Source organism: Aeromonas sp. FDAARGOS 1411, from assembly GCF_019047125.1.
GTDB classification, from domain to species: domain Bacteria; phylum Pseudomonadota; class Gammaproteobacteria; order Enterobacterales; family Aeromonadaceae; genus Aeromonas; species Aeromonas veronii.
Window position 1 is genome coordinate 4,396,563 of the sequence record NZ_CP077214.1, and the last position, 24,692, is coordinate 4,421,254.

Here is a 24,692-nt window from a genome sequence, read left to right on the forward strand (position 1 = left end):
CAATAACAAAAGCCGCCCGATTGCAACCGGGCGGCTTTTGTTTGGCTGATTGCTTGGTCGATGCAGGCTCAGCGCGGCGCTTCGTAGAGTTCCAGCGGCAGGCCGTCGGGGTCGGCGAAGAAGGTAAAGCGCTTGCCAGTCAGCTCGTCCACCCGCACCGGCTCTACCTCGACCCGATTGGTCAGCAGGTGGGCGATGACCCGGTCAAGGTCGCTGACCCGAAAGGCGAGATGGCGCAGGCCGCACGCCTCGGGGCGGGAGGGGCGCTCGGGAGGCGAGGGGAAGCTGAACAGCTCCAGCTGGCTGCCGTCCGGCAGGGCCAGATCCAGTTTCCATGACTGGCGCGCTTCGCGCAGGGTCTCGGCGATGATGGGCAGCCCCAGCACCTCGTGGTAGAAGTGGCGCGAGCGTGGATAATCGCTGGCGATGATGGCCACATGGTGGATGGCGTCAAACAGCGGAAAGGTCATGGTGTTTCCTTGTCAGCAGCATAGTGAACGGGCAGCCTGCTCTGCCCGTGTCGTTGATCTAGTTGAAGAAACCGCCGAACCAGTCATCCAGCGCACTGCGCGGTGTCGCATTGCTGGCGCAACCGGCCGGGGAGCCCATGGTGGATGCTTTGGCCGGCACCTGCAGGCTGCCCGGGCAGTCGCTGGCGACGCGGGTGCCGCTGGCGCGGGAGAAGTTGGCCCAGGTGACCCCTTCCGGCATCTTCAATCCCAGACTGTTGACGCCGCGCTGGCTCATGTAGCCGCTAAAGAGCTGCAGGGCTCCGCTGGCACCCGTCAAGCCCGCCGGGGTGTTGTCGTCGCGACCGACCCAGATACTGACCAGCTCGTTGTTGTCCATCCCGGCAAACCAGGAGTCGCGCAGCTCGTTGGTGGTGCCTGTCTTGGCCGCCATGGTGGCGCCGGGGAACTTGGCACTGAGCGCGCGGGCTGTGCCCTGACTCACCGTCTTGGTCATGGCGAACAGGGTCAGCCAGCTTGCTTGCTGGTCGGTGACCCGCTTGGCGGTCTGATCATGCTGATAGAGCAGGCTGCCATCTCCGTTCACCACGGCGCGAATGGCCGACAACGGCTGGGTGAGCCCCTGATTGGCAATGGGCAGATACATCTGGTTCACCTCCAGCGGGGAGAGGGCCACCGCCCCCAGCACCAGCGACGGGTAGGGCTGGATCTCCTGCTGGACTCCCAGCTTGTGCAGGGTATCGACAACCTTCTCCAGCCCCACCTGCAGACCCAGATTGACGGTCGGCACGTTGAGGGAGCTGGCCAATGCATCCATCAGCGGCACGCTCTGGCGGAACTTGCGATCGTAGTTTTGCGGCGTCCAGACCTGACCATCCTGACCGCGAATACGGATCGGCTGATCTTTGAGCGGGGTCGCCAGGGTCAGGCCGTTGGAGAGGCCGGTGAGGTAGACCGCCGGTTTCACCAGCGAGCCGATCTGACGGCGGGCATCCAGCGCCCGGTTGAACCCGGCGTAGCGGGGATCGCGGCCACCCACCAGCGCCACCACTTCGCCCTTATGCCAGTCGGAGACCACCATGGCCGCCTCCAGCTTCTTCTTGCCGCGCAGTTTCTCGATATCGGCGAGGCCCGATTCGACCGCCCGCTCGGCCGCATGCTGGGCGATGGGGTCGAGGCTGGTGAAGATCTTGAGGCCGGACTGCTTGAGCAGATCGGCGCCGAAGCGGCTCTGGATCTCTCGCTTGAGCAGTCCCATAAAGGCCGGGGTACGGCCATAACTCATCTGGCCGCGGGCGATGATGCCGAGGGGCTGACGGCTGGCCAGTTCATACTCTGCCTGGGTCAGGCTGCCGTGATCCATCAGCAGCTTCAGCACCAGATCACGGCGGGTCTTGGCCCGCTCCGGGAAGCGCCATGGGTCGTAATAGGAGGGGCCTTTCACCAGACCGACCAGCAGGGCGACCTGATCGATATCCAGCTCGTTGACCGGAATGCCGAAGTAGAAGTAGGAGGCGAGGCCGAAACCATAGACCCCTTGCGAGAAGTTCTGCCCCAGATAGACCTCGTTGAGGTAGGACTCCAGGATCTCGTCCTTGCTGTAGCGATAGTCGATCAGCACCGCCATATAGGCTTCCTGCAGTTTTCGCCACAGGCTGCGCTCACGGGTCAGGAAGAAGTTTTTGGCCAGCTGCTGGGTCAGGGTACTGCCCCCCTGCACGGTGCGACCCGCGATCAGGTTGGCGAACATGGCGCGCATGATGGCCACTGGCGAGACGCCGCCATGCTGGTAGAAGTCGCGATCCTCGGTGGTGAGCAGGGTCACCAGTAGGCTGTCGGGCACTTCGGCGATACGCACCAGCAGGCGATCTTCCCGATCTTCGGTATTGAGGCGATCGAGCAGCACTGGGTCCATCTGGGCGTAACCGAGCTGGCGCTGGTTCTCCAGCGACTGGATCCCCTCAAGGCGCGGGCCGTTGAAGGTGAGGCGCAGGCCACGGGCTCCGTCGGCGCCGTCATAGAACTCGAACGGACGGCGAATAAGCTCGATGCGATTGCCGTTGATGGTGTATTCACCCGGCGTGTGAGGCTGGCGCACCTGCTTGTAGCTCAGCATGTTGAGCTCGCGCAGCATCTGGTCCCGCGACAGGCGCTGGCTGGGGTAGAGCTCCAGCGGACGGCTGTAGACCATCACCGGCAGCTGCCACTTCTCGCCATCGAAGCGCTCGCGCACCTTGGTATCGAGGTAGATGCCAAACACCACCATAAAGGCCGCCACCACCAGGGAGAGCTTGAAGCCAAGCCAGAACAGCTTGCGCCAGATGGTGCGTTTGGGCGCTGCCTTCTTGGGGGCACGCTTGCGTCGTTGGGTTGCCATAAATCCTCTTTGCTTTCCTTTATACTTGTTATGTCGCATTCGCGAACGTTCGAGCGGGATTAACCCATCGAACCTAGATGCCCATCTTCTTCTTGGTGACCTTGGTCGGCATCGCTTCCAGCGGATTATCCGGCCAGTAGTGGCGGGGATAGCGCCCCTTCATCTCTTTCTTCACCTGCTCGTAAGAGCCAGCCCAAAAGGCGGCCAGATCGGCGGTGATCTGCAGCGGTCGCTGGGCGGGGGAGAGCAGCTCCACCACCAGCGGCACCCGGCCATCGGCCACGCAGGGGGTCGAGCCTTGCCCGAACATCTCCTGAATGCGTACCGGGATCACCGGTGCCTGCCCCGGCTGATAGCGGATCCGCACCCGGCTGCCGGTGGGCGCTGCAAAGTGGCTCGGCAGCGCCTCGTCCAGCCGTTTGGGCAACGGCCAGGGCAGGGATTGGCGCAGGATGTCGCTCATATTGAGCCTCTTCAGCTGCTCCAGCCGTGTCATACCGCTCACCGCTGGCAGCAGCCACTGTTCCAGCGTGGCCAGCAAAATTTCCTCATCCATCGCGGGCCACCCCTCATCGGGCAGCCAGTCGCGGGCGCAGCGCAGGCGGGCCAGCAGCCCTTCGCTGCTCTCGTCCCAAGGCAGCACATGCAGCCCCTTGTGGCGAATGCCTTGCAGCAGGCAGCGTCCTTTCTGCTCGTCAGAGAGTTCGGTCAGCGGTCGTTGGCTCAGCACCAGCTCGCCGATCACCTGCTGGCGCTCGGCGCGCACCCGCTCCTCGCGCTCGTCCCAGTCGAACCATTGGCGCTCGCTTACCAGTTCCGGCAGCAGGCGCGCCAGCTCATCCAGCTCTATCGGTTCGGCGATAAAGATGCGGCTGCCGCGATCATTCTGCCCCATCTCGATGGCGATCAGCGCCCCTTGTCCCTGACAGGGATGACCTTCTACCAGATCGCAGCTCACCCCACCACTGAGTTGATAGCGACTGCCGCTGCGCAGTTTGCCGATGCGATCCGGCCAGGCGAGGGCACAGAGCAGCCCGAGCCACTGGCCCTGCGCATTGGCAGGGCGGGCGCCAAGCCGTTCAAACCAGCGGGCAGCGTTCTGGCGCAGGGCGTTTTGACGGCGGTGGAACAGCACAGAGAGGCGCTCCGATCCTCGCAGATCTTCTTCCTGCAACGCCAGCAGATAAGCGGCATCGGCGACAATCCCTGTCAGACCCTCGGACTCCAGCTCGCGGGCGCGTAGCAGCATGCGGGCTAGGCGAGGGTGGATACCGAAGGCGGCCATGGCACGGCCAGCGGGAGTGAGTTGTTGCTCACCCTCAGGCTTCATGGCGCCAAGGGCCACCAGCAGCCGCTTGGCACTGGCCACCGCAGCGGCGGGGGGCATGTCCAGCAGCGGCAGATCTTCCACCTTGGCCCCCCACTGGGCGGCATCCAGCAGCAGACCGGTCAGCTCCTGAGTGAGAACATCTGGCGGGCTCTGCTCGGCGAGCCGCTCCTGCACCTCGCTGCTCCAGAGCCGGTAGCAGACGCCGGGGCCGAGACGACCGGCGCGACCGGCCCGCTGGGTGGCGGAGGATTTGGCTATCTGGCGGGTCTCCAGTCGGGTGACGCCGCTTTTCAGATCGAACGAGGCGCGCCGCTCCAGCCCGCTGTCGATCACGACAGAGACGCCTTCGATGGTGAGCGAGGTCTCCGCCACATTGGTGGTAAGCACCAGCTTACGGCGGCCCGCAGGCGCCGGTTCGATGGCCGCTTGCTGTGCCGCCATGTCGAGGCGGCCGTAGAGGGGGGCGAGGGTCACGTCGTCCGGCAGTTTGTCTGCCAACCACTGCGCCAACCGCTCGATCTCACCCTGTCCCGGCAGAAAGACCAGCAGGCTGCCATCTTGATCGGCCAGCGCTTCGAGCACCACGGCGCCGACTTGCGGCTCCAGCCACTGCTGGCGGTTGGCGGGGCGGTAGTGGTAGTCGATGGGAAAGCCGCGCCCTTCGGAGCGAATCACAGGGGCATCCGGCAACAAGGTCTCGAGTGCAATGCCATCTAGGGTTGCGGACATAATCAAGAGCTTGAGGTCATCGCGCAGCCCTTGCTGGCTCTCGATGGCGAAGGCCAATGCGGTATCGGCGTGCAGGCTGCGTTCGTGGAACTCATCGAAGATGACCAGCGAGACGCCAGTAAGCTCGGGATCCTGCTGCAACATCCGGGTCAGTACCCCTTCGGTGACGATCTCGAGCCGGGTTGCTGCGCTGGTGCGGCTCTCGCCACGCACTCGCAGGCCGATGCGCTCGCCCACCTTCTCCCCCAGTTGGCGCGCCAGAAAAGTGGCGATATTGCGCGCCGCAAGGCGCCTTGGTTCCAGCATGATGATGCGGCCGGGTAGCCGGTTCTGACGCACCAGCTCCAGCGGCAGCAGGGTCGATTTGCCCGCGCCGGGTGGCGCCTGCAGGATCACGCTGGTGTGGCTGTCGAGGGCGGCAAAGAGTTCGGGCAATACCGAAACGATGGGGAGCTGGGACAAAGCGATGAGCACCTTCTGTGGCAACCGGTAAAACGGCGCCTATTCTGCCACAGCCGCCCGCGCCACCGTGAGTGGATGTGCGGATATGGCCACTCGGGCGGGAGGCTGGCGAGACATGGCCGGATAGCTGCCATAGAATGGGCCCATCCAATGAGCGTGAAAAAGGCATTATCACCACATGGCCAAACTCTTCTTTGCCCTGCCCGTCAAGGAGCTCGCCCCCGAGCTCATCGCCTGGCGCGATCAGCTGCCCTGGCCCGGTCAGCCGGTGCCGCAAGCCAACCTCCACCTGACCCTCGCCTTTCTGGGTGAGGCTGACGAGTTGACCACCCGCCGCCTGATCGCCGCCGTGGAGCGTCAGCACTGTCCGCCGCTCTCCATCAGGCTGGATGAGACCGGCTGGTTCAGCCGGGCCAAGGCCGCCTGGATTGGCCCGAAGGAGTGGCCCAACGAGCTGACCGTGCTGGCGAAGGCGCTGCGCCGCCACGGCGAGAAGTTGCGCCTTGGCAATGGCGAGAAGGGTTATCGCCCCCATGTCACCCTGTCGCGCAAGGCGGGTGAGGCGCCAGCCACCCTGCCTGCCCCAAATTTTCTGCTGCAGGCCGATGAGTTCTGCCTCTATCAATCCATCTCGACCCCGGACGGGGTGCGCTACGAGCCGCTTGCCTGCTGGCCGCTGCGCGCCCGGGTAAAAGAAGACGCGCGGAGGGCGAACCCGTGATATTCGATCCGCCGCTGCAATCCGGGCAGCTTATTGCCCGCTACAAGCGCTTTCTGACCGATGTCGAACTGGCCAATGGCGAGGTGATCACCATCCACTGCGCCAACACCGGTGCCATGACCGGTTGTGCCGATCCGGGCACCCGGGTCTGGTACTCCACTTCCGATAACCCCAAGCGCAAGCTGCCCAACAGCTGGGAGATCGCCGAGAGCCCGGCGGGCCACTTTATCTGCGTCAACACGGCGCGCGCCAACCAGATTGCCCGGGAGCTGATCGAGCAGGAGGCCATCGCTCCGCTGGCGGGTTACAGCCGGTTGCGCACCGAGGTGAAGTATGGCGAAGAGAACAGTCGCATCGATCTGTTGCTGGAAGATGACGAGAAGGGCAATTGTTACATCGAGGTAAAATCGGTCACCCTGCTCGACGAGCGGGAGGAGGCTGGCATGGGCTACTTCCCCGATGCGGTCACCGCCCGTGGTGCCAAGCATTTGCGCGAGTTGATGGCGATGAAAGCGGCGGGCCACAGGGCAGTGCTGCTCTTTATGGTGTTGCACTCCGGAATAAGCCGGATGCGCCCTTCAACCCATATAGATCCGCACTATAGTCTGCTAATTGAGCAGGCAATCGCGGCGGGGGTTGAAATTTTATGCTATCGGCCCCATGTTGTGGTGCAAGGCATGGTGGCTCAAGGGTTTATCCCGTTTGAATCTGGTCACCTGTTACCCGAGGGGAGTGCATAAATATTGGAGTGGGTAACATTATTGGTACGGCTCGTTTGCTTACCCGTTACCCTTCTGCTATAGATGTCGCCCTCAATTTATGGATGGCACGGGTAGCGTGCTGAATTAGGAGACAGGGCATGCCAACAGGCGAAAACAGGAAATCTCTGGGCCCCCTGGCCATTGCGGGTGTCGCGCCTTACCAGGAAAAGCCGGGTGAGGAGTACATGAATGACCAACAAAAGGCGCATTTTCGCAAGATCCTGGGTGCCTGGCGCAACCAACTGATGCAGGAAGTTGATCGTACCGTCGACCATATGAAAGACGAGGCTGCCAACTTCCCGGATCCCGTGGATCGTGCCGCGCAAGAAGAAGAGTTCGCTCTTGAACTGCGTACCCGCGACCGTGAACGCAAGCTGATCAAGAAGATCGAGAAGACCTTGCAGCTGCTTGAAGACGATGATTTCGGTTACTGCGAACACTGCGGTATCGAGATCGGTATCCGTCGTCTGGAAGCCCGTCCGACTGCCGACCTCTGTGTCGATTGCAAGACGCTGGCCGAGATCAAGGAAAAACAGATGGCCGGTTGATCCCGACCCTCTGGTATATGAAAAAGGGAGCTCGCGGGCTCCCTTTTTTATTGAGCTTTTGGCGGTCGCGCCCCAGAATGCAGCCTCAATGAATCGCTTACCCGAACAGTCATGCCAGTGAATCCCCCGTCCTCACCCTTTGCACGTCCCTATGTCGGCCGCTTTGCCCCCTCACCCTCAGGCCCGCTTCATTTCGGTTCGCTGATCGCCGCCCTCGGCAGCTTTTTGCAGGCCAGAGCGCAGCAGGGACGCTGGCTGGTGCGCATCGAGGATATCGATCCGCCGCGGGAGATGGCGGGGGCTGCGGCCCTGATCCTCAAGACCCTTGAAGCATATGGCCTCGAGTGGGATGGGGAGGTGATGTTCCAGAGCGTGCGCCACGGCCGTTATGACGAGATCATCGACCAGCTCTATCGGGCGGGGGACCTCTACTGGTGCCGCTGCACCCGGCGCGAAATCATGGCCGCGGGCGGTCTCTACAGCGGCCACTGCCGCACCCTCGGGCTTGCGGCCGAAGGTTGCGCCGCCCGGCTGCGCCAGCACCATCCGGTCTACCACTTCGACGATCGTTTGCAGGGCCATATCGCGGTCCCGGCGGCGCTCGCCGAGGAGGATTTTATTATCCGTCGCCGCGACGGGCTCTACGCCTACAACCTGGCGGTGGTGGTGGATGATATGGACAGCGGTATCACCGAGATAGTGCGCGGCGCCGATCTGCTGGAGCCCACGGTGCGCCAGATTGCCCTCTACCAGACCCTGGGGGCGCCGGTGCCCGACTGGGTGCATCTACCGCTGGCGGTGCTGGCAGATGGCAACAAGCTCTCCAAGCAGAACCATGCGCCGGCGTTGGCGCTCGATGAGGTGCGACCGGCCCTGTGGCAGGCACTGCACTTCCTCGGCCAGTGCCCGCCGCCCGAGCTGATGGCAAGCCGGATCGACGAGATCATCCGGTGGGGCATCGCCAACTGGCTGCTCGAACGGGTGCCCGCCAGCGAGAAGATCCCGCTCGCGGATTGCTGAGTCGACCAGGTGATTTTTGTTTGATTGAGCGTAAATTGCCGCTGTTGATTGTGATTTTATCGGGATGATCCGTTTCAAACGGGATCAATTGTCAGCACGGTTTTTCATTTGGTTAGGCGTGAGCTATGATAGGCCGCTATTTTTTGGCCTCCCGTCAATTTAGAAGTCATGAAGAGGTGTACCATTTTTTCCCAGATCGCAAACTTTTGCCGCAAGGTGCTCGGCAAGGAAGACGGCGAGCAGTCGGTGGAATCCCCCATTCCAGCCCGTGTCGCCGGTCAACGTCGTACCTTGAGCCGTGATCAGCACCCTATTTCGCGCAAAGAGATCAGCGAGAATGCACTCAAGGTGCTCTATCGCCTGAACAAGGGCGGCTACGAAGCCTACCTGGTCGGCGGCGGAGTCCGGGATCTGCTGCTCGGGAAGACGCCCAAGGATTTCGACATCGCAACCGATGCGACGCCGGAGCAGATCAAGGCGCTGTTCAGCAACTGCCGCCTGATTGGCCGTCGTTTCCGCCTGGCCCACATTGTCTTTGGTCGTGACGTGATCGAAGTGGCCACCTTCCGGGGTCACCACCATCAGGTCAATACCAGCAAACATGTGTCGGCCCAGTCTGATGAAGGCATGCTGCTGCGCGACAACGTCTACGGCACCATCGAAGAGGATGCCGAGCGCCGCGACTTTACCGTCAACGCCCTCTACTACAGCGCCAAAGATTTCACCCTGCACGATTTCGAAGGGGGTCTGGAAGATCTGGCCGAGCGCAAGCTTGAGCTGATCGGCGATCCCGAGACCCGTTATCGTGAAGATCCGGTGCGCATGCTGCGCGCCGTGCGCTTTGCCGCCAAGCTGGATATGACCATCAGCCCGCGTACCGCCGCCCCCATCAAGGAGCTGGCGCCGCTGCTGCAAGACATCCCTGCTGCCCGCCTGTTTGAGGAGACCCTCAAGCTGTTCCTGGCTGGCGACGGTCTGGCGACCTACAAACTGCTGCGCGAGTATGGCCTGTTCCAGCAGCTGTTCCCGCAAGTAGCGGCGTTGTTTACCCCGCACGGCAACTCGCCCTATGAGCAGTTTATCGAGCAGGCACTGATCGATACCGATACCCGCGTTCGTGAAGATAAACGCGTCACCCCGGCCTTCCTCTACGCCACCCTGCTGTGGGGCTGCGTCGAGGCCCGTGGTCGGGTGCTGGAGAACGAGAGCGGCCTGCCCTGGTATGACGCCTTCATGCTGGCGATCAACGAGGTACTGGACAATCAGGTGCGGATCATCGCCGTTCCACGCCGTTTCACCACAGATGTCCGCGACATCTGGGCACTGCAACAGCGGTTGACCCGTCGTCAGGGCAAGCATCCCGAGCGCGCCATGGAGCATCCCAAGTTCCGCGCGGCGTTCGACTTCCTGTTGCTGCGCAACCGGGTCGAGCGCGGTCTCGGCGAGCTGGCCAGCTGGTGGGAGCGCTATGTCGCCTCCAATCCGGATGTGCGCCCGCAACTGCAGCGTGAAGCGACCCGTCGCCCGGCCAGCGGTGAGCGCGGTGAGGCCCGTAGCCACGATGGCGAGAAGCGCAGCAGCAACAGCCGCAACCGTCGTCGCCCCCGTCGCCGCAAACCGAAAGTGGCCGAGTGACAACAGACGTGATGACCGAGGTCTTCATCGCCATTGGTTCCAACCTGTCTGATCCGCTGGGTCAGGCTCGTCGCGCCGTTGCCGCGTTGGCAAGGTTGCCGGAATCTGTGCTGGTGGAGGCCTCGTCGTTTTACAGCAGCCGCCCCATGGGGCCTGCTGACCAACCGGACTACGTCAATGCCGTGGCCCGGCTCAATACCCGGCTCGCGCCCCTTGCGCTGCTGGATCAATTACAAAAAATCGAGCTGGAACAGGGACGTGTGCGCAAAGATGAGCGGTGGGGGCCGAGAACTCTGGATCTCGATCTGCTGCTCTATGGGGATCAGGTGATCAACCATGAGCGCCTGATCGTACCCCACTACGGCATGAAGGAGCGGGAGTTCGTGCTGCTGCCCCTTGCCGAAATTGCGCCTGCTCTGGTGCTGCCCTGCGGCACCCCGCTCGCCCGACTGGTTGCCCGCTGCCCGCACAATGATTTGGCCATCATTGCCCCGCGTGCAGACGTACAGGAGCCTCTATGAGCAAGATCACCACCGCCAGCCTGTTGAAGATGAAGCAGGAAGGTCAAAAGTTCACCGCCATCACCGCCTATGATGCCACCTTTGCCAAGCTGTTCGACGACGAGGGGGCCCACGTGCTGCTCATCGGCGATTCACTGGGCATGGTGCTGCAAGGGGGTCAGGATACCCTGGCGGTCAACATGGATGAGATGGTCTATCACACCCGCTGTGTGGCGCGCGGTGCCAGCAAGGCACTGGTGGTCGCCGACATGCCGTTCATGAGCTACGCCACCCCCGAGCAGACTTACCAGAACGCTGCCCGCCTGATGGCGGCCGGTGCCCGCATGGTGAAGATGGAAGGGGGCGACTGGCTCTGCGACTCCATCCGCCACCTCACCCGCAACGGGGTGCCGGTGTGCGGTCACCTCGGCCTCACTCCGCAATCCGTTCATGTCTTTGGTGGCTTCAAGGTGCAGGGGCGCGATGAGTTTCAGGCACAGGAGATTTACCGTCAGGCCCTCGAACTGCAAGCGGCCGGTATCCAGCTGCTGGTGCTCGAGTGTGTGCCCACTGCGCTGGCCGAGCGCATCACCAAGGCGCTTCGCATCCCGGTGATCGGCATTGGTGCCGGCCCCGCGACCGACGGTCAGATTTTGGTGATGCACGATGCTTTTGGCGTCACCTCCGGCTATGTGCCCAAGTTCACCAAGAACTTCCTGGCCGAGACCGGCGATGTGCGTGCCGCCATCCGCCTCTATGTCCAGCAGGTGAGCGAGGGGAGCTTCCCCGGCCCGGAGCACTGCTTCAACTGATCCTGGCGGTTGCATGATGGGGGCTGCGGCCCCCGTCTCTGCTTGTCAGCCTTGCACAGTTAATCCGTATAGCTAATCCGTATCTTATTGATTCATCTAAGGTGAACTGCTGATAGCCATGTTCGTGCCTCATCCCGCCCGAGCGCTATCTGTGGATGCAACCCGTCTCTCTTTTTGATTTATCGGAAGGTGAACTGCTGATGTTGGTCGTAAATAATCCCGTCGTTCTGCGTGAGCAGATCAGCCAATGGCGCCGTGAAGGGCGTGCCATCGCATTCGTGCCCACCATGGGCAACCTGCATCAGGGCCACCTGACGCTGGTGAAGGAGGCGCACAGCCACGCCGAGAAGGTGGTGGTCAGCATCTTTGTCAACCCGATGCAGTTCGACAAGGCCGAGGATCTCGCCAACTACCCGCGCACTCTGGAGCAGGATTGTGCTGCGCTGGAAGCTGCTGGCGTCGACATGGTATTCACCCCGACCCCGGAGATCATGTATCCGCAGGGGCTGGCGAGCCAAACCTTCGTCGAGGTGCCGGGTCTCTCCAATCTGCTGGAGGGGGCGCTGCGTCCGGGTCACTTCCGCGGGGTCAGTACCGTCGTCACCAAGCTGTTCAATCTGGTGCAGCCTGATGTGGCCTGCTTTGGCCAGAAGGATTACCAGCAGCTGGCGCTTATTCGCAAGATGGTGGCCGACATGGCGATGCCCATCGAGATCGTTGGCGTGCCCACCGTGCGGGCCGAAGACGGGCTGGCGCTCTCTTCACGCAACGGCTACCTGACTGCCGCCGAGCGGGCCATTGCCCCCGAGCTGGCGCGCACCATGAACTGGATCGCCGAGCAGATCGAAGCGGGTGACCACCACCTGCCCTCCTTGGTGGCGCAGGCCAGCCAGCGTCTCGACAACGCCGGTTTTCGTACCGATGCCATCGACATCGTCGATGCCGCCACCCTCGAATCCGCCACTGACGAGAGCGCACAGCTGGTGATCCTGATGGCCGCTTATCTTGGCAAGGCCCGCCTTATCGACAACCGCGTCGTCGCCGTAAAGAAGTAATTCCCCCGATTGCCAGCGGACGCCCTCTTGGGCGTCCGCTGCTTTTTCACGCCTGCAATCCGGCGTTCTCCCCCGCGACCCCGCTCGCACCCGCTGTTTTCGCTTTCCACAATCGGCCCTGATGGCCGCTACAGGTGTTTATTTATGTTTACCTTGTTTGCTTCGTTGCTCTTCTGTCTGCTCTGTTTTGCCCTGACCCAGATTCCCTCTACTGTGCCGCTCTCGCGCAAGGTACTTGCGGGTCTGCTGCTTGGCGCCCTGTTCGGGCTGGCGCTGCAACTGGGTTGGGGCGCCGATGATGCCGACGTTCAGCAGACCCTGGAGTGGGTCAATATCGTCGGCGGCGGCTATGTCAGCCTGCTCAAGGTGGTGATGATGCCGCTGGTGTTCACCTCCATCCTCTCCGCCATCAACAAGCTGGAGCAGGCCCAGTCCCTCGGCAAGATCAGCGCCGTGCTGATCGGCTCCATGCTGACGTTGGTGATGATTGCCGGTGTGGTGGGGATGACCATTACCAACCTGAGCGGTCTCACCGCAGCCGGGTTGTTGAGTCACGGTAGCGACAGCGCCACCCTGCAACAGAGCATGAGCACCATCGACAGTGCCCAGACTCTGCCCGCCCTACTGCTCTCGCTGGTGCCCACCAACTTTGCCGCCGATATGGCGGGTAGCCGCGGTCTCTCGGTGATCGGGGTGGTGATCTTCACCGTGTTGGCCGGGGTTGCTCTGCTGCAGTTGAAGGCGGAGCGCCCGGAGGCGGGTGCTCGCGCCGCCGTGGCCATCGACACCCTGCAGTTGTGGGCGATGAAGATGGTGCGGGTGGTGATTGCGCTCACCCCTTATGGCGTGATGGCGCTGATCGCCCGGGTGGTGGCCCACTATCCCCTGAGCGAGATCCTCAGCCTGCTCGGCTTTATTCTGGTCTGCTACGTCGCCATTCTGGCGATGTTTGCGGTACACATGGTGATCCTGCTGCTGATCGGCCAGAACCCGCTGCACTATCTGCGGGAAGTGTGGGGTGTGCTCACCTTTGCCTTTATCTCACGCAGCAGCGCGGCTTCCATCCCGCTCAGTATCGAGACCCAGCAGCGTCTTGGGGTGCCCGCCAGCATCGCCAACTTCGCCGCCTCCTTTGGTGCCAACCTCGGCCAGAACGGCTGCGCCGGCATCTATCCGGCCATGATGGTGGCGATGATTGCCCCCATGCTCGGCATCAACCCGTTTGATCCCCTGTTCCTGCTGACTCTGTTGCCGGTGATTGCGCTGGGCTCCATCGGGGTGGCCGGCGTCGGCGGTGGCGGCACCTTCGCCGCGCTGATCGTGCTCTCCACCCTCAACTTCCCCATCGCGCTGGTGGGGGTGATGATCGCCATCGAGCCACTGGTGGATATGGGCCGCACAGCTCTCAACGTCAACGGCTCCATCATGGCGGCGATGATCACCAAGCGGTTGCTGGGCAAGCAGCAGCTGGCCAACGTGGAGACGGTGCAGACGCAGGCCGCCAGTTAACTCCAAGTGTTGCCCAATATGAAAGAAGCCTGCAGTTGCGGGCTTCTTTCATATCGGCTGTGTTGCCTTGTGGGCAGACGCGGTCATTCGGCAGATACGGGGTAACCGGCCCCTTTCCAGGCAAAGATGCCGCCCGGCACCCGATAGACTTGCTGATAGCCCTGAGTCACCGCCCAGGCGGCAGCGTTGTGGCTGCGGCCGCACTTGACGAAGCCGCAGTAGATCACCACAGGACGGGACTTGTCTTCACCCAACAGCGCCTGGAACTGCTCCGCCGTGCCGCTCCCCTCGACGATTTCGCTCCAGTTATCGCCGGATTTGGCCTCCTTCACGAAGACAAAGTTTTTGGCGCCCGGAATGTGCTCTTTCTTGTAGGAGTCCTCATAGGGCATGGTGTCGATGATCACCAACTCCTCACCCTTGTCCATCCGGGTCTTCAGCTCGGCCACGGTCAGCAGCTGATAGCCCCCCTGCTGCGCCTCCTGTGCCAGCTGCACCGCCGACTGCTCCAGCTTCACCTCCTGCTCGAACTGGTTGTCGCCACAGCCCGTGAGGGCAAAGCTGGCGGCGATCAGCGAGGCCAGCAGGGTGCGGGATCGCAATGTCATCATGTCACTACTCCTTTAGAACGGGAAAAACGGGGCGGGAAGTTCGCAGCAGGGCGCCCGCAAGCGTCAGTAGCAGCAGATCCCGCACAATGGCCTCCGGCAACGAGCTGAGATCAGCCCTGCCCAGACAGCCGCAAGAGATGTCGAGCCCGATGGCAACGCCATAGCCCAACACCGGAATAAACAGGGCGAGCAGCCCGATCACCAGACACAGTCCCCAGCGCCGGTTGGCGATGACTGCAAGCCCGGCGCAGAGCTCCAGCGCGATCAGCCCCCAGGCCACCGGCGGGATCAGTGACGGCCAGATCAGCCCGAAGGCCGCGATCTGTTCGACAAACAGGGCGGGGGAGACCAGCTTGAACCCGGCGGAGGCGAGGAAAAATCCCCCGAGTGCCAGATTGGCCAGCATGCGCAGATAAACGGCCATGGGATAGATCTTTATCATCCATGACTCCGACTGCCAGCCACAGGCGTTTGCTTCGCCATGTCCGGGCTATCGGCCGGATAGCGGGCCAGCTCCTGATAGTCGCCGTCTGCTTCGCAGCGAAAGACGGCGGCGGTTTCACCGTTCTGACACCACTGTTGCCACTCGTCTGGTGGGCAGTGGAGGCGAATGGCGAGGCCACAGCCGGCGCTGAGCAGGCGCGGCACATCGCAGACCCGAAACGACTGACCGTGCTGCTCCAGCCGCTTGCGCAGCCTGACCGTGCCGAGGGTAGAGTGGAACAGGTAGAGAAACTCCTGATTCATGATTTACCTCCCGTGCTGGCGCGCACGCCGAACAGGGCGGCCCCCAACGCACCGGCAAACTGGGCATCCGGGTGAGTGGCGACCTCACAGCCCAATCCTTGCGCCAGATAGTGGCGGAAGGTGGCGCAGTGGCTGACTCCGCCGGTAAAGAGCACGCTCGGTCGGGCGCCGAGGCGGCCGATAAAGTTGGCGCTGCGCCGGGCCATGGAGCGGACGATGCCGGCCAGGATCGACTCGGCGGGAATGCCCGCCGAGCGCAGGCTGATCGCCTCCGATTCGGCAAACACGGTACACATGCTGCTGATGTCGTGGGGCTCTGCGCCCTCCAACAGTTCGTCGAGCTGCTCGACCCGAGCCCCCAGAGTGCTGGTGATCACCTCGAGAAATCGACCGGTGCCGGCGGCGCACTTGTCGTTCATCAGAAAGTCGGTGAGGTTGCCCTCGCCATCGAGCTGGATCACCTTGCTATCCTGCCCGCCGATATCGATGACGGTGTGTACCGACGGGCAGAGCAGGCGAGCCCCCAGCCCATGGCAGGAGATCTCGGTAACCCGCCGATCGGCGAACGACGCCAGATCCCGGCCATAGCCGGTCAGGGTCAGGTGGGGGCGCTCTGGCAAATCGGCCGAGAGCTCCTCCCAGCCTTGCTCGATGGCAGCCAGCGGACGAAAGGGGGTCGGCACCAGAAAACGGTGGACGATGCGCCCGCCATCCCGGCTGTCGAACAGGATCCCCTTGGTCGCGGTGGAGCCCGAGTCAATCCCGATGGAGAGTGACACGGCGCCTCCTCACAGCATTTCGATAAAGGCGGCCAGCCGGGTGGCCAGTTGTCCCTTATCGGCGCTGGAGTAGTCGGTCTCGACCGCCATGTAGGGGATGCCGTGGCGTTCGCGCACATGGCGCTTGATGGCGAGCGACTCCACCGCATAGGTGTGGCAGGCCTGCAGGATCACATCGATCACCCCGTCTGCCTGATACTCCTCCACCATCTGGCTCAGCAGATTCATGCGCTGGTGGTTGGGGGAGATGCAGGAGCAGCCGATAGCGAGATACTTGTCGGTCAACGCATCGAACAGGTCGCCCTCTTCGCTGACGCACTGCTCGGTCGCCTTGGCGCCGGTGCAGTTCTCGTAACCCACCACCCAGCCGCCGTGCTCCTCGATAAGGCGCACTACCTTGTCGGCGGCGCCGCCGATGGGGCAGCCGGTGATGAGGATGCGCGGGCGGGCATCGAGCCGCTTGCCCTCGGCATACTCGGCCTTGATGCGGCGGGTCATCTCCTGCAGTTCGCTGATGAGCTGCTCCTTGTCGAAGCGGAAGGTGGCGCCATAGACCACCTTGAGCAGGTCGGTGCCGCTCAGCGCCGGCGGGTTGAGCTGGCCCAGCCGGTAGAAGTCGGCCAACGCGCGGCGTTCGCGGTTTTTCAGCACGATCGCCTCGTGCAGCGCCTGCTCGCTGATGGGGTTGCCGAACTGCTGCTCCAGCAGATCCTTGAAGCGGACGATCTCGCTGCGCCACAGGGTGCGGGAGGCCTCGTCATCGGCGCGGTTGGGCAACTGCATCACATGCACCGGTTTGAACTCTGCCATGTACTCGTACATCTTCTTCTTGCCGTCGCAGGTGGTTTCCCCCACCACCAGATCGGAGAAGTAGAAGTAGGGGCACTTGTCGGTCTTGCCAAAACCGTAGCTGCTCTTGATCAGCGGGCAGAGGTTGCGGGGCAGATCTTTCTCGGCCTCCTCGATGGTCTCGTCGCTGGTGGAGCAGAGCGATACCACCACGGCGCCGGCGGCTATCGCCACCTCCTGCGGCATAAAGGTACAGTAGGTGCCGACCAGGGGGATCTGTCGCTCCTTGAGTGCCATTACAGCCAGAAAGCCCTGACGACGGGCATCTGAAAAGCTATCGAATATGGCTGGCAACTCGGTGATAAGTGACATAGGCGATCCTGCCCTGATGAGAGAAATGAAGAGACGGACGAGCCATCCGTGACGGCACATCCAACCGCGAGAATTATACCTTTGGGGGTAATTAGAAAATTGCGGTGGATCACAAGGTGTCAGGTAAATCCTTAATGACAGGCAGGTTATTGAGAAGGGGGCTGGCAGGTTGAAGGGGCTACAGGGGGAATAAAAAACGGGCACCGCGAGGTACCCGTTTTGGCTATCAGTGGCGCAGGCCGGTGCCGCGGGAGATAAGCCACCAGGCGATACCGTAGAGGGCCACGATAAAGCCGATGATGATGAGGTAGGCGGTGCCGAGTGGCACATCGGAGATACCGAGGAAACCGTAACGGAACGCGTTCACCATGTAGATGATGGGGTTCACCTGGGAGACGCCCTGCCAGAAGGGGGGCAGCAGACTGATGGAGTAGAACACCCCGCCCAGATAGGTGAGCGGCGTCAGCACGAAGGTGGGGATGATGCTGATGTCGTCGAAGGTCTTGGCAAACACCGCGTTGATAAGGCCCCCAAGCGAGAAGAGGATGGCGGTCAGCAGCACGGTCACGCAGACGCTGAATAGATGGTGGATCTGCAGCGGCACGAAGAAGAGCGACACCAGAGTGACGATAAGGCCGACGCAGAGGCCGCGCGCCACGCCACCGCCCACGTAACCGGCGATGATTACGTAGTTGGGCACCGGCGCCACCAGCATCTCCTCGATATTGCGCTGGAACTTGGCGCTGAAGAAGGAGGAGGCGACGTTGGAGTAGGAGTTGGTGATCACCGACATCATGATGAGGCCGGGCACGATGAACTCCATGTAGGTGAAACCGCCCATGTCACCGATGCGCGAACCGATCAGGTTGCCGAAGATGACGAAGTAGAGGCTCATGGTGATGGCCGGTGGCACCAGGGTCTGGATCCAGATGCGGGTAAAGCGGCTCACCTCCTTGGCCAGAATGCTCTTGAAGGCGATGTAGTAGATGGCCAGATTCATGCTTTTCTCCCCTCTTCGACCAGATTGACGAACAGCTCTTCCAGCCGGTTGGCCTTGTTGCGCATGCTCACGACCTGCACCTGCTGGTTCGACAGCTGCTCGAACAGGCTGTTGAGTGACTGGCTCTTGTCGAGATCCACCTCGAGGGTGCGCTCATCCTGCATGCGGCCGTTGAACTCTGGCACCTCGGGTACGGCAGAACCTGGCGCAAGGTCGAGCAGGAAGGTCTCGCGACCCAGCTTGCCCAGCAGATTCTTCATGCTGGTGTTCTCGATCAGACGACCCTTGTCGATGATGCCGATGTTGCGGCAGAGCATCTCCGCCTCTTCCAGATAGTGGGTGGTGAGGATGATGGTGACCCCCTGCTCATTGAGATCCTTGAGGAAACTCCACATGGAGCGACGGATCTCGATATCGACCCCGGCGGTCGGTTCATCGAGGATCAGCAGTTTGGGCTCGTGCATCAGGGCGCGGGCGATCATCAGACGGCGCTTCATGCCGCCGGAGAGGGTGCGGGCAGGCATGTCGCGCTTCTCCCACAGATCGAGCTGGCGCAGGTACTTCTCGGCGCGGATCTTGGCTTCCGCCTTGGGCACGCCGTAGAAACCGGCCTGATGGGTGACAATCTGGATCACCTTCTCGAACTGACTGAAGTTGAACTCCTGCGGCACCAGTCCGAGCTGGGCCTTGGCCTGTTCGAGATCGCTGTCGATGTCGTAGCCAAACACCTTCACCTTGCCGGCGCTCTTGTTTACCAGCGAGCTGATGACGCCGATGGTGGTGGACTTGCCCGCGCCGTTGGGGCCGAGCAGGGCGAAGAAATCCCCCTGCCTGACGGTAAGATCGATGCCTTTAAGGGCTTCGACGCCCCCCTGATAGGTCTTTTTCAGGCCGCTGATTTCCAGTGCGTTCATTGCAACCTCTGTGATGGTTGAATCCGGCTCGATACAGAAAAGGCGGCCAAGGCCGCCTGCACAGAGTAAAGGGCGCAAGGCCGCTTCACCCGTGATATTCCTGAACCTGGCTTACTCCTGGGGTACCACTTTGCCGATAAACGGCAGGTTGCGGTACTTCTGGGCGTAGTCGATGCCACAGCCGACCACGAATTCGTCCGGAATGGCGAAGCCAATCCAGTCGACCGGCACCTGCACTTCTCGGCGGGAGGGTTTGTCCAGCAGAGTGCAGATGGCAAGGGATTTCGGCTCGCGCAGGGAGAGGATCTCGCGCACCTTGTTGAGGGTGTAACCGGTGTCGATGATGTCTTCCACGATCACCACATCCTTGCCCTTGATGTCGTCGTCCAGGTCTTTGAGGATGCGGACGTCACGGGTGCTGTGCATGCCGGAGCCGTAGCTGGAGGCGGTCATGAAGTCCAAGGTGATGGGCAGCTGGCACTGGCGGCAGAGATCGGCAAGGAAGATGCAGGAACCGCGCAGCAGCGCAATCATCACGACTTCGTCAGAACCCTGATAGCGGGCGGTGATCTCTTCACCCAATTTGGCGATCCGGGCGGCTACTTCAGCCTCGGAGATCATCACCTCGACGGTGTGTTTCATCACTTACTCCCATAAGGCCAAAGGGGATTTGGCCGTTCATGAATATCAAAACCGATGATTCTACCACTCATGTTGAAGGGTGCTAGAGATACGTGGTGCTTTTATCGGCTTATTTTAATTGATAGAGTTAGCAGGCACTCAGGCATGATTAGTTAAAATACTATAAACACCATAATCAATAACTATTAGATGATAAAAACTATGGAACCACGCGCAGAAATAAGACGTCGTACCCGGCTGTCGCCGGAAGCTCGTCGCTCCCAATTGATGGAATGTGCCATCGAGGTGTTCTCCCGTCGCGGTATTGGCCGTGCAGGTCACGCCGAGATAGCCGAACAGGCCAAGGTCTCTGTGGCAACCGTCTTCAACTATTTCAACACCCGCGAGGAGTTGGTAGATGAGGTGCTGGCCGAGATCGAACGCTTTGTGAACCAAATGCTGTCGCAGGCATACGGTGACCAGGGCTCCATTTTCGACAAGATCCAGCGTCATGTACGCCTCTCTGTCGATGCCGCCTACGATCAACCGGATTATGCCGGTATCTGGCTGGAGTGGAGCTCATCGGTTCGGGAAGAGGTATGGCCCCGCTATACCCGGCTGCTCGATCACTGCCTTGAGCTGATCGCCAGCGAGCTGCAAACCGCCATGGATGCAGGGGAGATCACCAGCGTGCTGTCAGCACAGGATCTGGCCCGCTCTCTGACCGGTTTTGGCTATGTGATGATGCAGATGATCAATCAACCTCAGCGCCCGGCGCGCCAAGAGGTGACTGATTTCCTGTTCAAGTACGTGACGGCGCCAATTCAGGCTCGCTAACACGGCTTAACGAAAAAACGGCGTCACTCATTGAGTGGCGCCGTTTTTTTATGGCCGAATGTGGCGGTCACCTCAATGGTGGCCATAGCCCCAGCGGTGGGTCAGCTCATGCTCGACACCCAGATGATCTAGGATGCGGGCAACCATAAAGTCCACCAGATCGGCGATGCTTTTCGGCTCATGATAGAAACCGGGCGCAGCGGGCATGATGGTCACCCCGAGCCGTGCCAGTTTCAGCATGTTCTCCAGATGGATCGCCGAGAAGGGGGTTTCGCGGGGCACCAGGATCAGCTGACCTCGCTCCTTGATCACCACATCCGCTGCCCGTTCCAGCAGGTTGTCCGAGGTGCCATTGGCAATGGCCGAGACGGTGCCCATGGAGCAGGGGCAGACCACCATCTGTTTGGGCGCGGCCGAGCCGGAGGCCACCGGCGAGAACCACTCCTCCTTGCCACAGGCGACAATCTGTCCCTCCTTGGCGCCATATTGGCGACAAAGATAGGCAGAGAGCTCTTTCGGCGAGCCCGGCCAATCCTGTTGCTGTTCGGTCTTGAGTACCACACGAGCCGCCGAGGAGGCGAGCAGGTAGACCCTATAGTCCGCCTGCACCAGACACTGGAGGAGGCGCAGGGCATAGGGGGCGCCGGAGGCGCCGGTCAGCGCCAGGGTGATCGCTTTGTTCATAGTTCGCCGTGGTAATCCTTGAGGCGGGCGATCAGCTTGTCATGAATACCGCCGAAGCCGCCGTTGCTCATGATCAGAATATGGTCGCCATCGCGGCTCTCGGCTACCAACCGGTTGATCAAGGTCTCCAGATCGTTGAATACCTTGGCCGGTCGGGTCATATGGGCCGTCACCTCGCCGAGATCCCAGCCGATGTTGGGGGGTTGGAAGAAGAACACCTCGTCGGCGCCATCGAAGCAGCCAGCCAGCTCCTCCTTGTGAACCCCCAGCTTCATGGTGTTGGAGCGTGGCTCCAGCACCGCCAGAATACGGGCTTCTCCCACCTTGGCGCGCAGGCCGCCGAGAGTGGTCTCGATGGCGGTGGGGTGGTGGGCAAAGTCGTCATAGACGCTGATGCCCGCCACTTCGCCCTTGAGTTCCATCCGCCGTTTGGGGGATTTGAATTGGCAGAGGGCGGCGATGCCATGCTCCACCATCACGCCAGCATGACGTGCGGCGGCAATGGCCATCAGACCGTTGTTGACGTTGTGTTCGCCGATGCACTCCCAGTGCACTTCGCCCTGTTTCTCGCCATCCAGCCACACCTCGAAGGCGGAGCCGTCATCGGCCAGCTTGACCGCTTTCCACTTGGCGTCGTCCTGACCCACCAGCTCTACTTCACTCCAGCAGCCCATCTTGCGCACGGCGGTGAGGTTGTCATCCGCCTGCGGGAACAGCACCCGGCCGTTGCTTGGCACGGTGCGCATCAGGTGGTGGAACTGGCGCTGGATCGCGGCGAGATCCGGGAAGATATCCGCGTGATCGAACTCCAGGTTGTTCATCACCAGGGTGCGCGGGTGGTAGTGGACGAACTTGGAGCGTTTGTCGAAGAAGGCGCAGTCATATTCGTCCGCTTCGATCACGAAGAAGGGGGCAGAGCCGAGGCGGGCCGAGACCGGGAAGTTGCCCGGCACGCCGCCAATAAGGAAACCGGGCTCCAGCTTGGCGTACTCCAGCACCCAGGCCAGCATGCTGGCGGTGGTGGTCTTGCCGTGGGTGCCGGCTACGGCCAGCACCCAGCGATCTTGCAGCACGTGCTCCAGCAGCCACTGGGGGCCGGAGATGTAGGGCAGATTGCGGTCCAGCACATATTCAACACAGGGGTTGCCGCGGCTCATGGCGTTGCCGATCACCACCAGATCCGGCGCCGGATCGAGTTGGGAGGGGTCATAGCCTTCGGTCAGTTCAATGCCCTGTTGCTCGAGCTGGGTACTCATGGGGGGATAGACGTTGGCATCCGAACCGGTCACCCGGTAACCAAGCTGTTTTGCCAACACCGCCAGACCACCCATAAAGGTGCCGCAGATCCCGAGAATGTGAATATGCATACCGCTTCCTTTCGCAGTAAAGGGAAGTGCGCATTCTAGGGGGTGTTGCGGTGGTGGCACAAGCCGCACTCATGGTGAGAGGCCACAGATGCAGCACTGGAGGCAGAAATCTTGGCGCTGTTGGGATATGCGAGATTGGAATGGGCTGGAAGGCTTTATTTGAGACTTGATATTGTGTCGCACTTTCTTACAATTCTTCGGTTTTGTGACGCACTCTACAGTTTTACGATATCGCCCTTTTCCAAAGGAGAGTCCCCATGGGCAAGTTCCTGCTTTGCTATCTGGTCGGTGGTCTGGTGGCCATCAGTTGGGCTGCGCTGCCCGCTCATGGTCCCTGGGATCAGTGGGACCTCACGATTTTTCACACCGTTAACGGCTGGCTCGGCCAGTCGGCTCTGTGGGCCGATCTGGTGGCCATCACCAACAACCGGCTGTTCGATCTGGCGGTGCTGGCCTGTATGGGGCTGATCCTGGCCCGCTGCTTCTTTGCACGGGATCTGGCGGGTCGTCGCCAACTGGTAGCGATGGGCATAGTGATGCTGCTGAGTGCTCTGGTGATCAACCAGCTTGGTCACCGATTGCCGGTGGAGCGACCCAGCCCGACCCTGATGGTGGCTGATGCGCTGCGGGTGACCCAGATCAGTGCTATTCCGACCAAGGACTCTTCCGGTGATAGTTTCCCCGGGGATCACGCCCTGTTCCTGATGATCTTCGCCGGCTACGCCTTGCGCTATCTACCGCGCTGGGCGGGAGTCACCGCATTGCTGATGGTGCCGATCTTTTCCGCGCCGCGCATTCTGGCTGGGGCTCACTGGTTTACCGATGTCTACGTCGGCGCACTGGGGCTGGCGACCCTCTGTCTGCCCTGGTTGCTGCTGACCCCGCTGGCGGATCGGCTGATAGAGCGCATCGCCCCCCGATTGGCCCGTGTGCCGCTGCTGCGCAGTCAGACCCACTGATTGAACGTCGCAAAATAAAACGCCCCGACATGAAAATGTCGGGGCGTTTTGTTATCAACCCGCGAGAGATCAGCCTTGATAGCCGTTCGGGTTGTTGCTTTGCCAGCGCCAGGTATCGACCATCATCTGCTCCAGACCGCGTTCTGCCTGCCAGCCCAGCTCGGCACGGGCCAGCGTTGGCTCTGCCCAGCACTCGGCGATGTCGCCCGGGCGACGGGGTTTGATCTGGTAGGGAATGGGTCGGCCGCTGGCCGCTTCAAACGCCTTGACCATCTCCAGTACCGAGTAGCCCTGACCTGTGCCCAGGTTGTAGGTGAAGACGCCGGTGTCGCTCTTGATGCGCGCCAGTGCTTTCAGGTGGCCGATGGCCAGATCCACCACATGGATGTAGTCGCGCACGCCGGTGCCATCCGGGGTCGGGTAGTCGTTGCCAAATACCCCCAGCTCCTTGAGCTTGCCGACACCCACCTGGCTGATATAGGGCAGCAGGTTGTTGGGGATGCCGTTGGGATCTTCACCAATCAGGCCGCTCTCGTGGGCGCCGACCGGGTTGAAGTAACGCAGCAGTACGATAGCCCAGCGGGGGTCGGATTTGGCGAGATCGCGCAGGATCTCCTCCACCATCAGCTTGGAGCGGCCGTAGGGGTTGGTGGCGCTGGTGGGGAAATCTTCCCGCAGCGGCACCGAGGCGGGATCGCCATAGACGGTGGCCGAGGAGCTGAATACCAGGCGGAAAACCCCGGCCCTGGCCATCTCTTCGCACAGTACCAGAGTGCCGCTGATGTTGTTCTGGTAGTAGGTGAGCGGGATCTGGCTCGACTCCCCGACCGCCTTGAGACCGGCGAAGTGGATGACCGATTCGATCTGGTGGTTGGCGAACAGCTGCTGCAGGCAGGCTCTGTCCAGCACATCCCCTTCGATGAAGGTGACCGGCTTGCCGGTGATCTGCTCGACCCGCTTGAGTGACTCCGGTGAGGAGTTGGAGAGGTTGTCGAGTACCACGACCTGCTGCCCCGCGCCGAGCAGCTCAACCAGGGTGTGGGAGCCGATATAGCCGGCGCCCCCTGTGACCAGTATTGTCAT

At 61.7% G+C, this 24,692-nt stretch carries 25 protein-coding genes; 11 read left to right on the top strand and 14 right to left on the bottom strand.

Annotated elements, in window-relative coordinates; genetic code table 11:
• Nucleotides 1-68: 68 nt before the first annotated feature.
• The 3 genes from I6L41_RS20100 to hrpB form a co-directional block, all read right to left on the bottom strand.
• Nucleotides 69-470, bottom strand: coding sequence for a VOC family protein (locus tag I6L41_RS20100; protein WP_118854596.1), 402 nt, complete (start codon nucleotides 468-470; stop codon nucleotides 69-71).
• A 58-nt stretch (nucleotides 471-528) separates the two neighbouring features.
• On the bottom strand, nucleotides 529-2,847 hold the full coding sequence (gene mrcB, locus I6L41_RS20105) for a penicillin-binding protein 1B (protein ID WP_118854597.1): 2,319 nt from the start codon (nucleotides 2,845-2,847) through the stop codon (nucleotides 529-531).
• Nucleotides 2,848-2,920: 73 nt separating this feature from the next.
• Entirely contained in the window at nucleotides 2,921-5,368 is a 2,448-nt protein-coding gene (gene hrpB, locus I6L41_RS20110) for an ATP-dependent helicase HrpB (RefSeq protein ID WP_216960901.1), read from the bottom strand.
• Nucleotides 5,369-5,546: 178 nt separating this feature from the next.
• On the opposite strand from hrpB, the gene thpR reads away from it, so the two are divergent.
• The 9 genes from thpR to I6L41_RS20155 all read left to right on the top strand — a co-directional run bounded on the left by thpR (nucleotide 5,547) and on the right by I6L41_RS20155 (nucleotide 13,929).
• On the top strand, nucleotides 5,547-6,089 hold the full coding sequence (gene thpR / locus I6L41_RS20115) for an RNA 2',3'-cyclic phosphodiesterase (protein WP_216960903.1): 543 nt from the start codon (nucleotides 5,547-5,549) through the stop codon (nucleotides 6,087-6,089).
• Entirely contained in the window at nucleotides 6,086-6,829 is a 744-nt protein-coding gene (gene sfsA, locus I6L41_RS20120) for a DNA/RNA nuclease SfsA (RefSeq protein ID WP_216960905.1), read from the top strand. The genes thpR and sfsA overlap by 4 nt, the downstream gene beginning before the upstream one ends.
• Before the next feature lie 119 nt (nucleotides 6,830-6,948).
• Nucleotides 6,949-7,398: an RNA polymerase-binding protein DksA gene (dksA, locus tag I6L41_RS20125; RefSeq protein ID WP_005335644.1), complete on the top strand. Its 450-nt coding sequence runs from the start codon at nucleotides 6,949-6,951 to the stop codon at nucleotides 7,396-7,398.
• Between the two features lie 111 nt (nucleotides 7,399-7,509).
• On the top strand, nucleotides 7,510-8,418 hold the full coding sequence (gene gluQRS, locus I6L41_RS20130) for a tRNA glutamyl-Q(34) synthetase GluQRS (RefSeq protein WP_113739795.1): 909 nt from the start codon (nucleotides 7,510-7,512) through the stop codon (nucleotides 8,416-8,418).
• Between the two features lie 168 nt (nucleotides 8,419-8,586).
• Nucleotides 8,587-10,053 carry a polynucleotide adenylyltransferase PcnB gene (gene pcnB, locus I6L41_RS20135; protein WP_005335642.1) on the top strand — a complete coding sequence of 489 codons (1,467 nt, stop codon included), beginning with the start codon at nucleotides 8,587-8,589 and terminating at the stop codon, nucleotides 10,051-10,053.
• A gap of 11 nt (nucleotides 10,054-10,064) precedes the next feature.
• On the top strand, nucleotides 10,065-10,574 hold the full coding sequence (gene folK, locus I6L41_RS20140; RefSeq protein WP_005354659.1) for a 2-amino-4-hydroxy-6-hydroxymethyldihydropteridine diphosphokinase: 510 nt from the start codon (nucleotides 10,065-10,067) through the stop codon (nucleotides 10,572-10,574).
• Nucleotides 10,571-11,365, top strand: a complete 795-nt coding sequence (gene panB, locus I6L41_RS20145; protein ID WP_005335640.1) for a 3-methyl-2-oxobutanoate hydroxymethyltransferase — start codon at nucleotides 10,571-10,573, stop codon at nucleotides 11,363-11,365. Before folK ends, panB begins: the two co-directional genes overlap by 4 nt.
• Nucleotides 11,366-11,565: 200 nt before the next feature.
• Nucleotides 11,566-12,420, top strand: coding sequence for a pantoate--beta-alanine ligase (panC, locus tag I6L41_RS20150; RefSeq protein ID WP_040068294.1), 855 nt, complete (start codon nucleotides 11,566-11,568; stop codon nucleotides 12,418-12,420).
• A 144-nt stretch (nucleotides 12,421-12,564) separates the two neighbouring features.
• Entirely contained in the window at nucleotides 12,565-13,929 is a 1,365-nt protein-coding gene (locus tag I6L41_RS20155; protein ID WP_216960907.1) for a cation:dicarboxylase symporter family transporter, read from the top strand.
• An 83-nt stretch (nucleotides 13,930-14,012) separates the two neighbouring features.
• Here I6L41_RS20155 and I6L41_RS20160 read toward each other — a convergent pair whose 3' ends face one another.
• The 8 genes from I6L41_RS20160 to hpt all read right to left on the bottom strand — a co-directional run bounded on the left by I6L41_RS20160 (nucleotide 14,013) and on the right by hpt (nucleotide 19,783).
• Entirely contained in the window at nucleotides 14,013-14,540 is a 528-nt protein-coding gene (locus I6L41_RS20160) for a rhodanese-like domain-containing protein (RefSeq protein WP_216960909.1), read from the bottom strand.
• Between the two features lie 4 nt (nucleotides 14,541-14,544).
• A complete protein-coding gene (locus I6L41_RS20165; RefSeq protein WP_216960935.1) occupies nucleotides 14,545-14,982 on the bottom strand; it encodes a MauE/DoxX family redox-associated membrane protein in 438 nt (145 codons plus the stop codon).
• Complete coding sequence (locus tag I6L41_RS20170; RefSeq protein ID WP_216960938.1) at nucleotides 14,979-15,287, bottom strand: DUF3343 domain-containing protein; 309 nt, start codon at nucleotides 15,285-15,287, stop codon at nucleotides 14,979-14,981. The genes I6L41_RS20165 and I6L41_RS20170 overlap by 4 nt, the downstream gene beginning before the upstream one ends.
• The gene (locus I6L41_RS20175; protein ID WP_216960940.1) at nucleotides 15,284-16,066 is read right to left on the bottom strand and encodes an acyl-CoA dehydratase activase; all 783 of its coding nucleotides are present in this window, start codon (nucleotides 16,064-16,066) and stop codon (nucleotides 15,284-15,286) included. Before I6L41_RS20175 ends, I6L41_RS20170 begins: the two co-directional genes overlap by 4 nt.
• Before the next feature lie 9 nt (nucleotides 16,067-16,075).
• Entirely contained in the window at nucleotides 16,076-17,227 is a 1,152-nt protein-coding gene (locus I6L41_RS20180; protein ID WP_216960943.1) for a double-cubane-cluster-containing anaerobic reductase, read from the bottom strand.
• Between the two features lie 226 nt (nucleotides 17,228-17,453).
• On the bottom strand, nucleotides 17,454-18,227 hold the full coding sequence (locus tag I6L41_RS20185) for an ABC transporter permease (RefSeq protein ID WP_005362866.1): 774 nt from the start codon (nucleotides 18,225-18,227) through the stop codon (nucleotides 17,454-17,456).
• Nucleotides 18,224-19,141, bottom strand: coding sequence for an ABC transporter ATP-binding protein (locus I6L41_RS20190; RefSeq protein WP_201933394.1), 918 nt, complete (start codon nucleotides 19,139-19,141; stop codon nucleotides 18,224-18,226). Before I6L41_RS20190 ends, I6L41_RS20185 begins: the two co-directional genes overlap by 4 nt.
• Before the next feature lie 111 nt (nucleotides 19,142-19,252).
• Nucleotides 19,253-19,783, bottom strand: coding sequence for a hypoxanthine phosphoribosyltransferase (hpt, locus tag I6L41_RS20195; RefSeq protein WP_005335618.1), 531 nt, complete (start codon nucleotides 19,781-19,783; stop codon nucleotides 19,253-19,255).
• A 201-nt stretch (nucleotides 19,784-19,984) separates the two neighbouring features.
• Between hpt and I6L41_RS20200 the strand changes: the two genes are divergently transcribed.
• Complete coding sequence (locus I6L41_RS20200; RefSeq protein WP_042079938.1) at nucleotides 19,985-20,599, top strand: TetR/AcrR family transcriptional regulator; 615 nt, start codon at nucleotides 19,985-19,987, stop codon at nucleotides 20,597-20,599.
• A 72-nt stretch (nucleotides 20,600-20,671) separates the two neighbouring features.
• Here the strand turns inward: I6L41_RS20200 and I6L41_RS20205 are convergent, their stop codons facing one another.
• Both I6L41_RS20205 and mpl read right to left on the bottom strand, forming a co-directional pair.
• The gene (locus I6L41_RS20205) at nucleotides 20,672-21,283 is read right to left on the bottom strand and encodes a flavin prenyltransferase UbiX (RefSeq protein WP_069529846.1); all 612 of its coding nucleotides are present in this window, start codon (nucleotides 21,281-21,283) and stop codon (nucleotides 20,672-20,674) included.
• Nucleotides 21,280-22,650, bottom strand: coding sequence for a UDP-N-acetylmuramate:L-alanyl-gamma-D-glutamyl-meso-diaminopimelate ligase (mpl, locus tag I6L41_RS20210; RefSeq protein ID WP_042030470.1), 1,371 nt, complete (start codon nucleotides 22,648-22,650; stop codon nucleotides 21,280-21,282). The genes I6L41_RS20205 and mpl overlap by 4 nt, the downstream gene beginning before the upstream one ends.
• Nucleotides 22,651-22,907: 257 nt before the next feature.
• Between mpl and I6L41_RS20215 the strand changes: the two genes are divergently transcribed.
• Complete coding sequence (locus I6L41_RS20215; RefSeq protein ID WP_005354622.1) at nucleotides 22,908-23,609, top strand: phosphatase PAP2 family protein; 702 nt, start codon at nucleotides 22,908-22,910, stop codon at nucleotides 23,607-23,609.
• Nucleotides 23,610-23,678: 69 nt separating this feature from the next.
• Here I6L41_RS20215 and galE read toward each other — a convergent pair whose 3' ends face one another.
• Nucleotides 23,679-24,692: a UDP-glucose 4-epimerase GalE gene (galE, locus tag I6L41_RS20220; RefSeq protein ID WP_100652867.1), complete on the bottom strand. Its 1,014-nt coding sequence runs from the start codon at nucleotides 24,690-24,692 to the stop codon at nucleotides 23,679-23,681.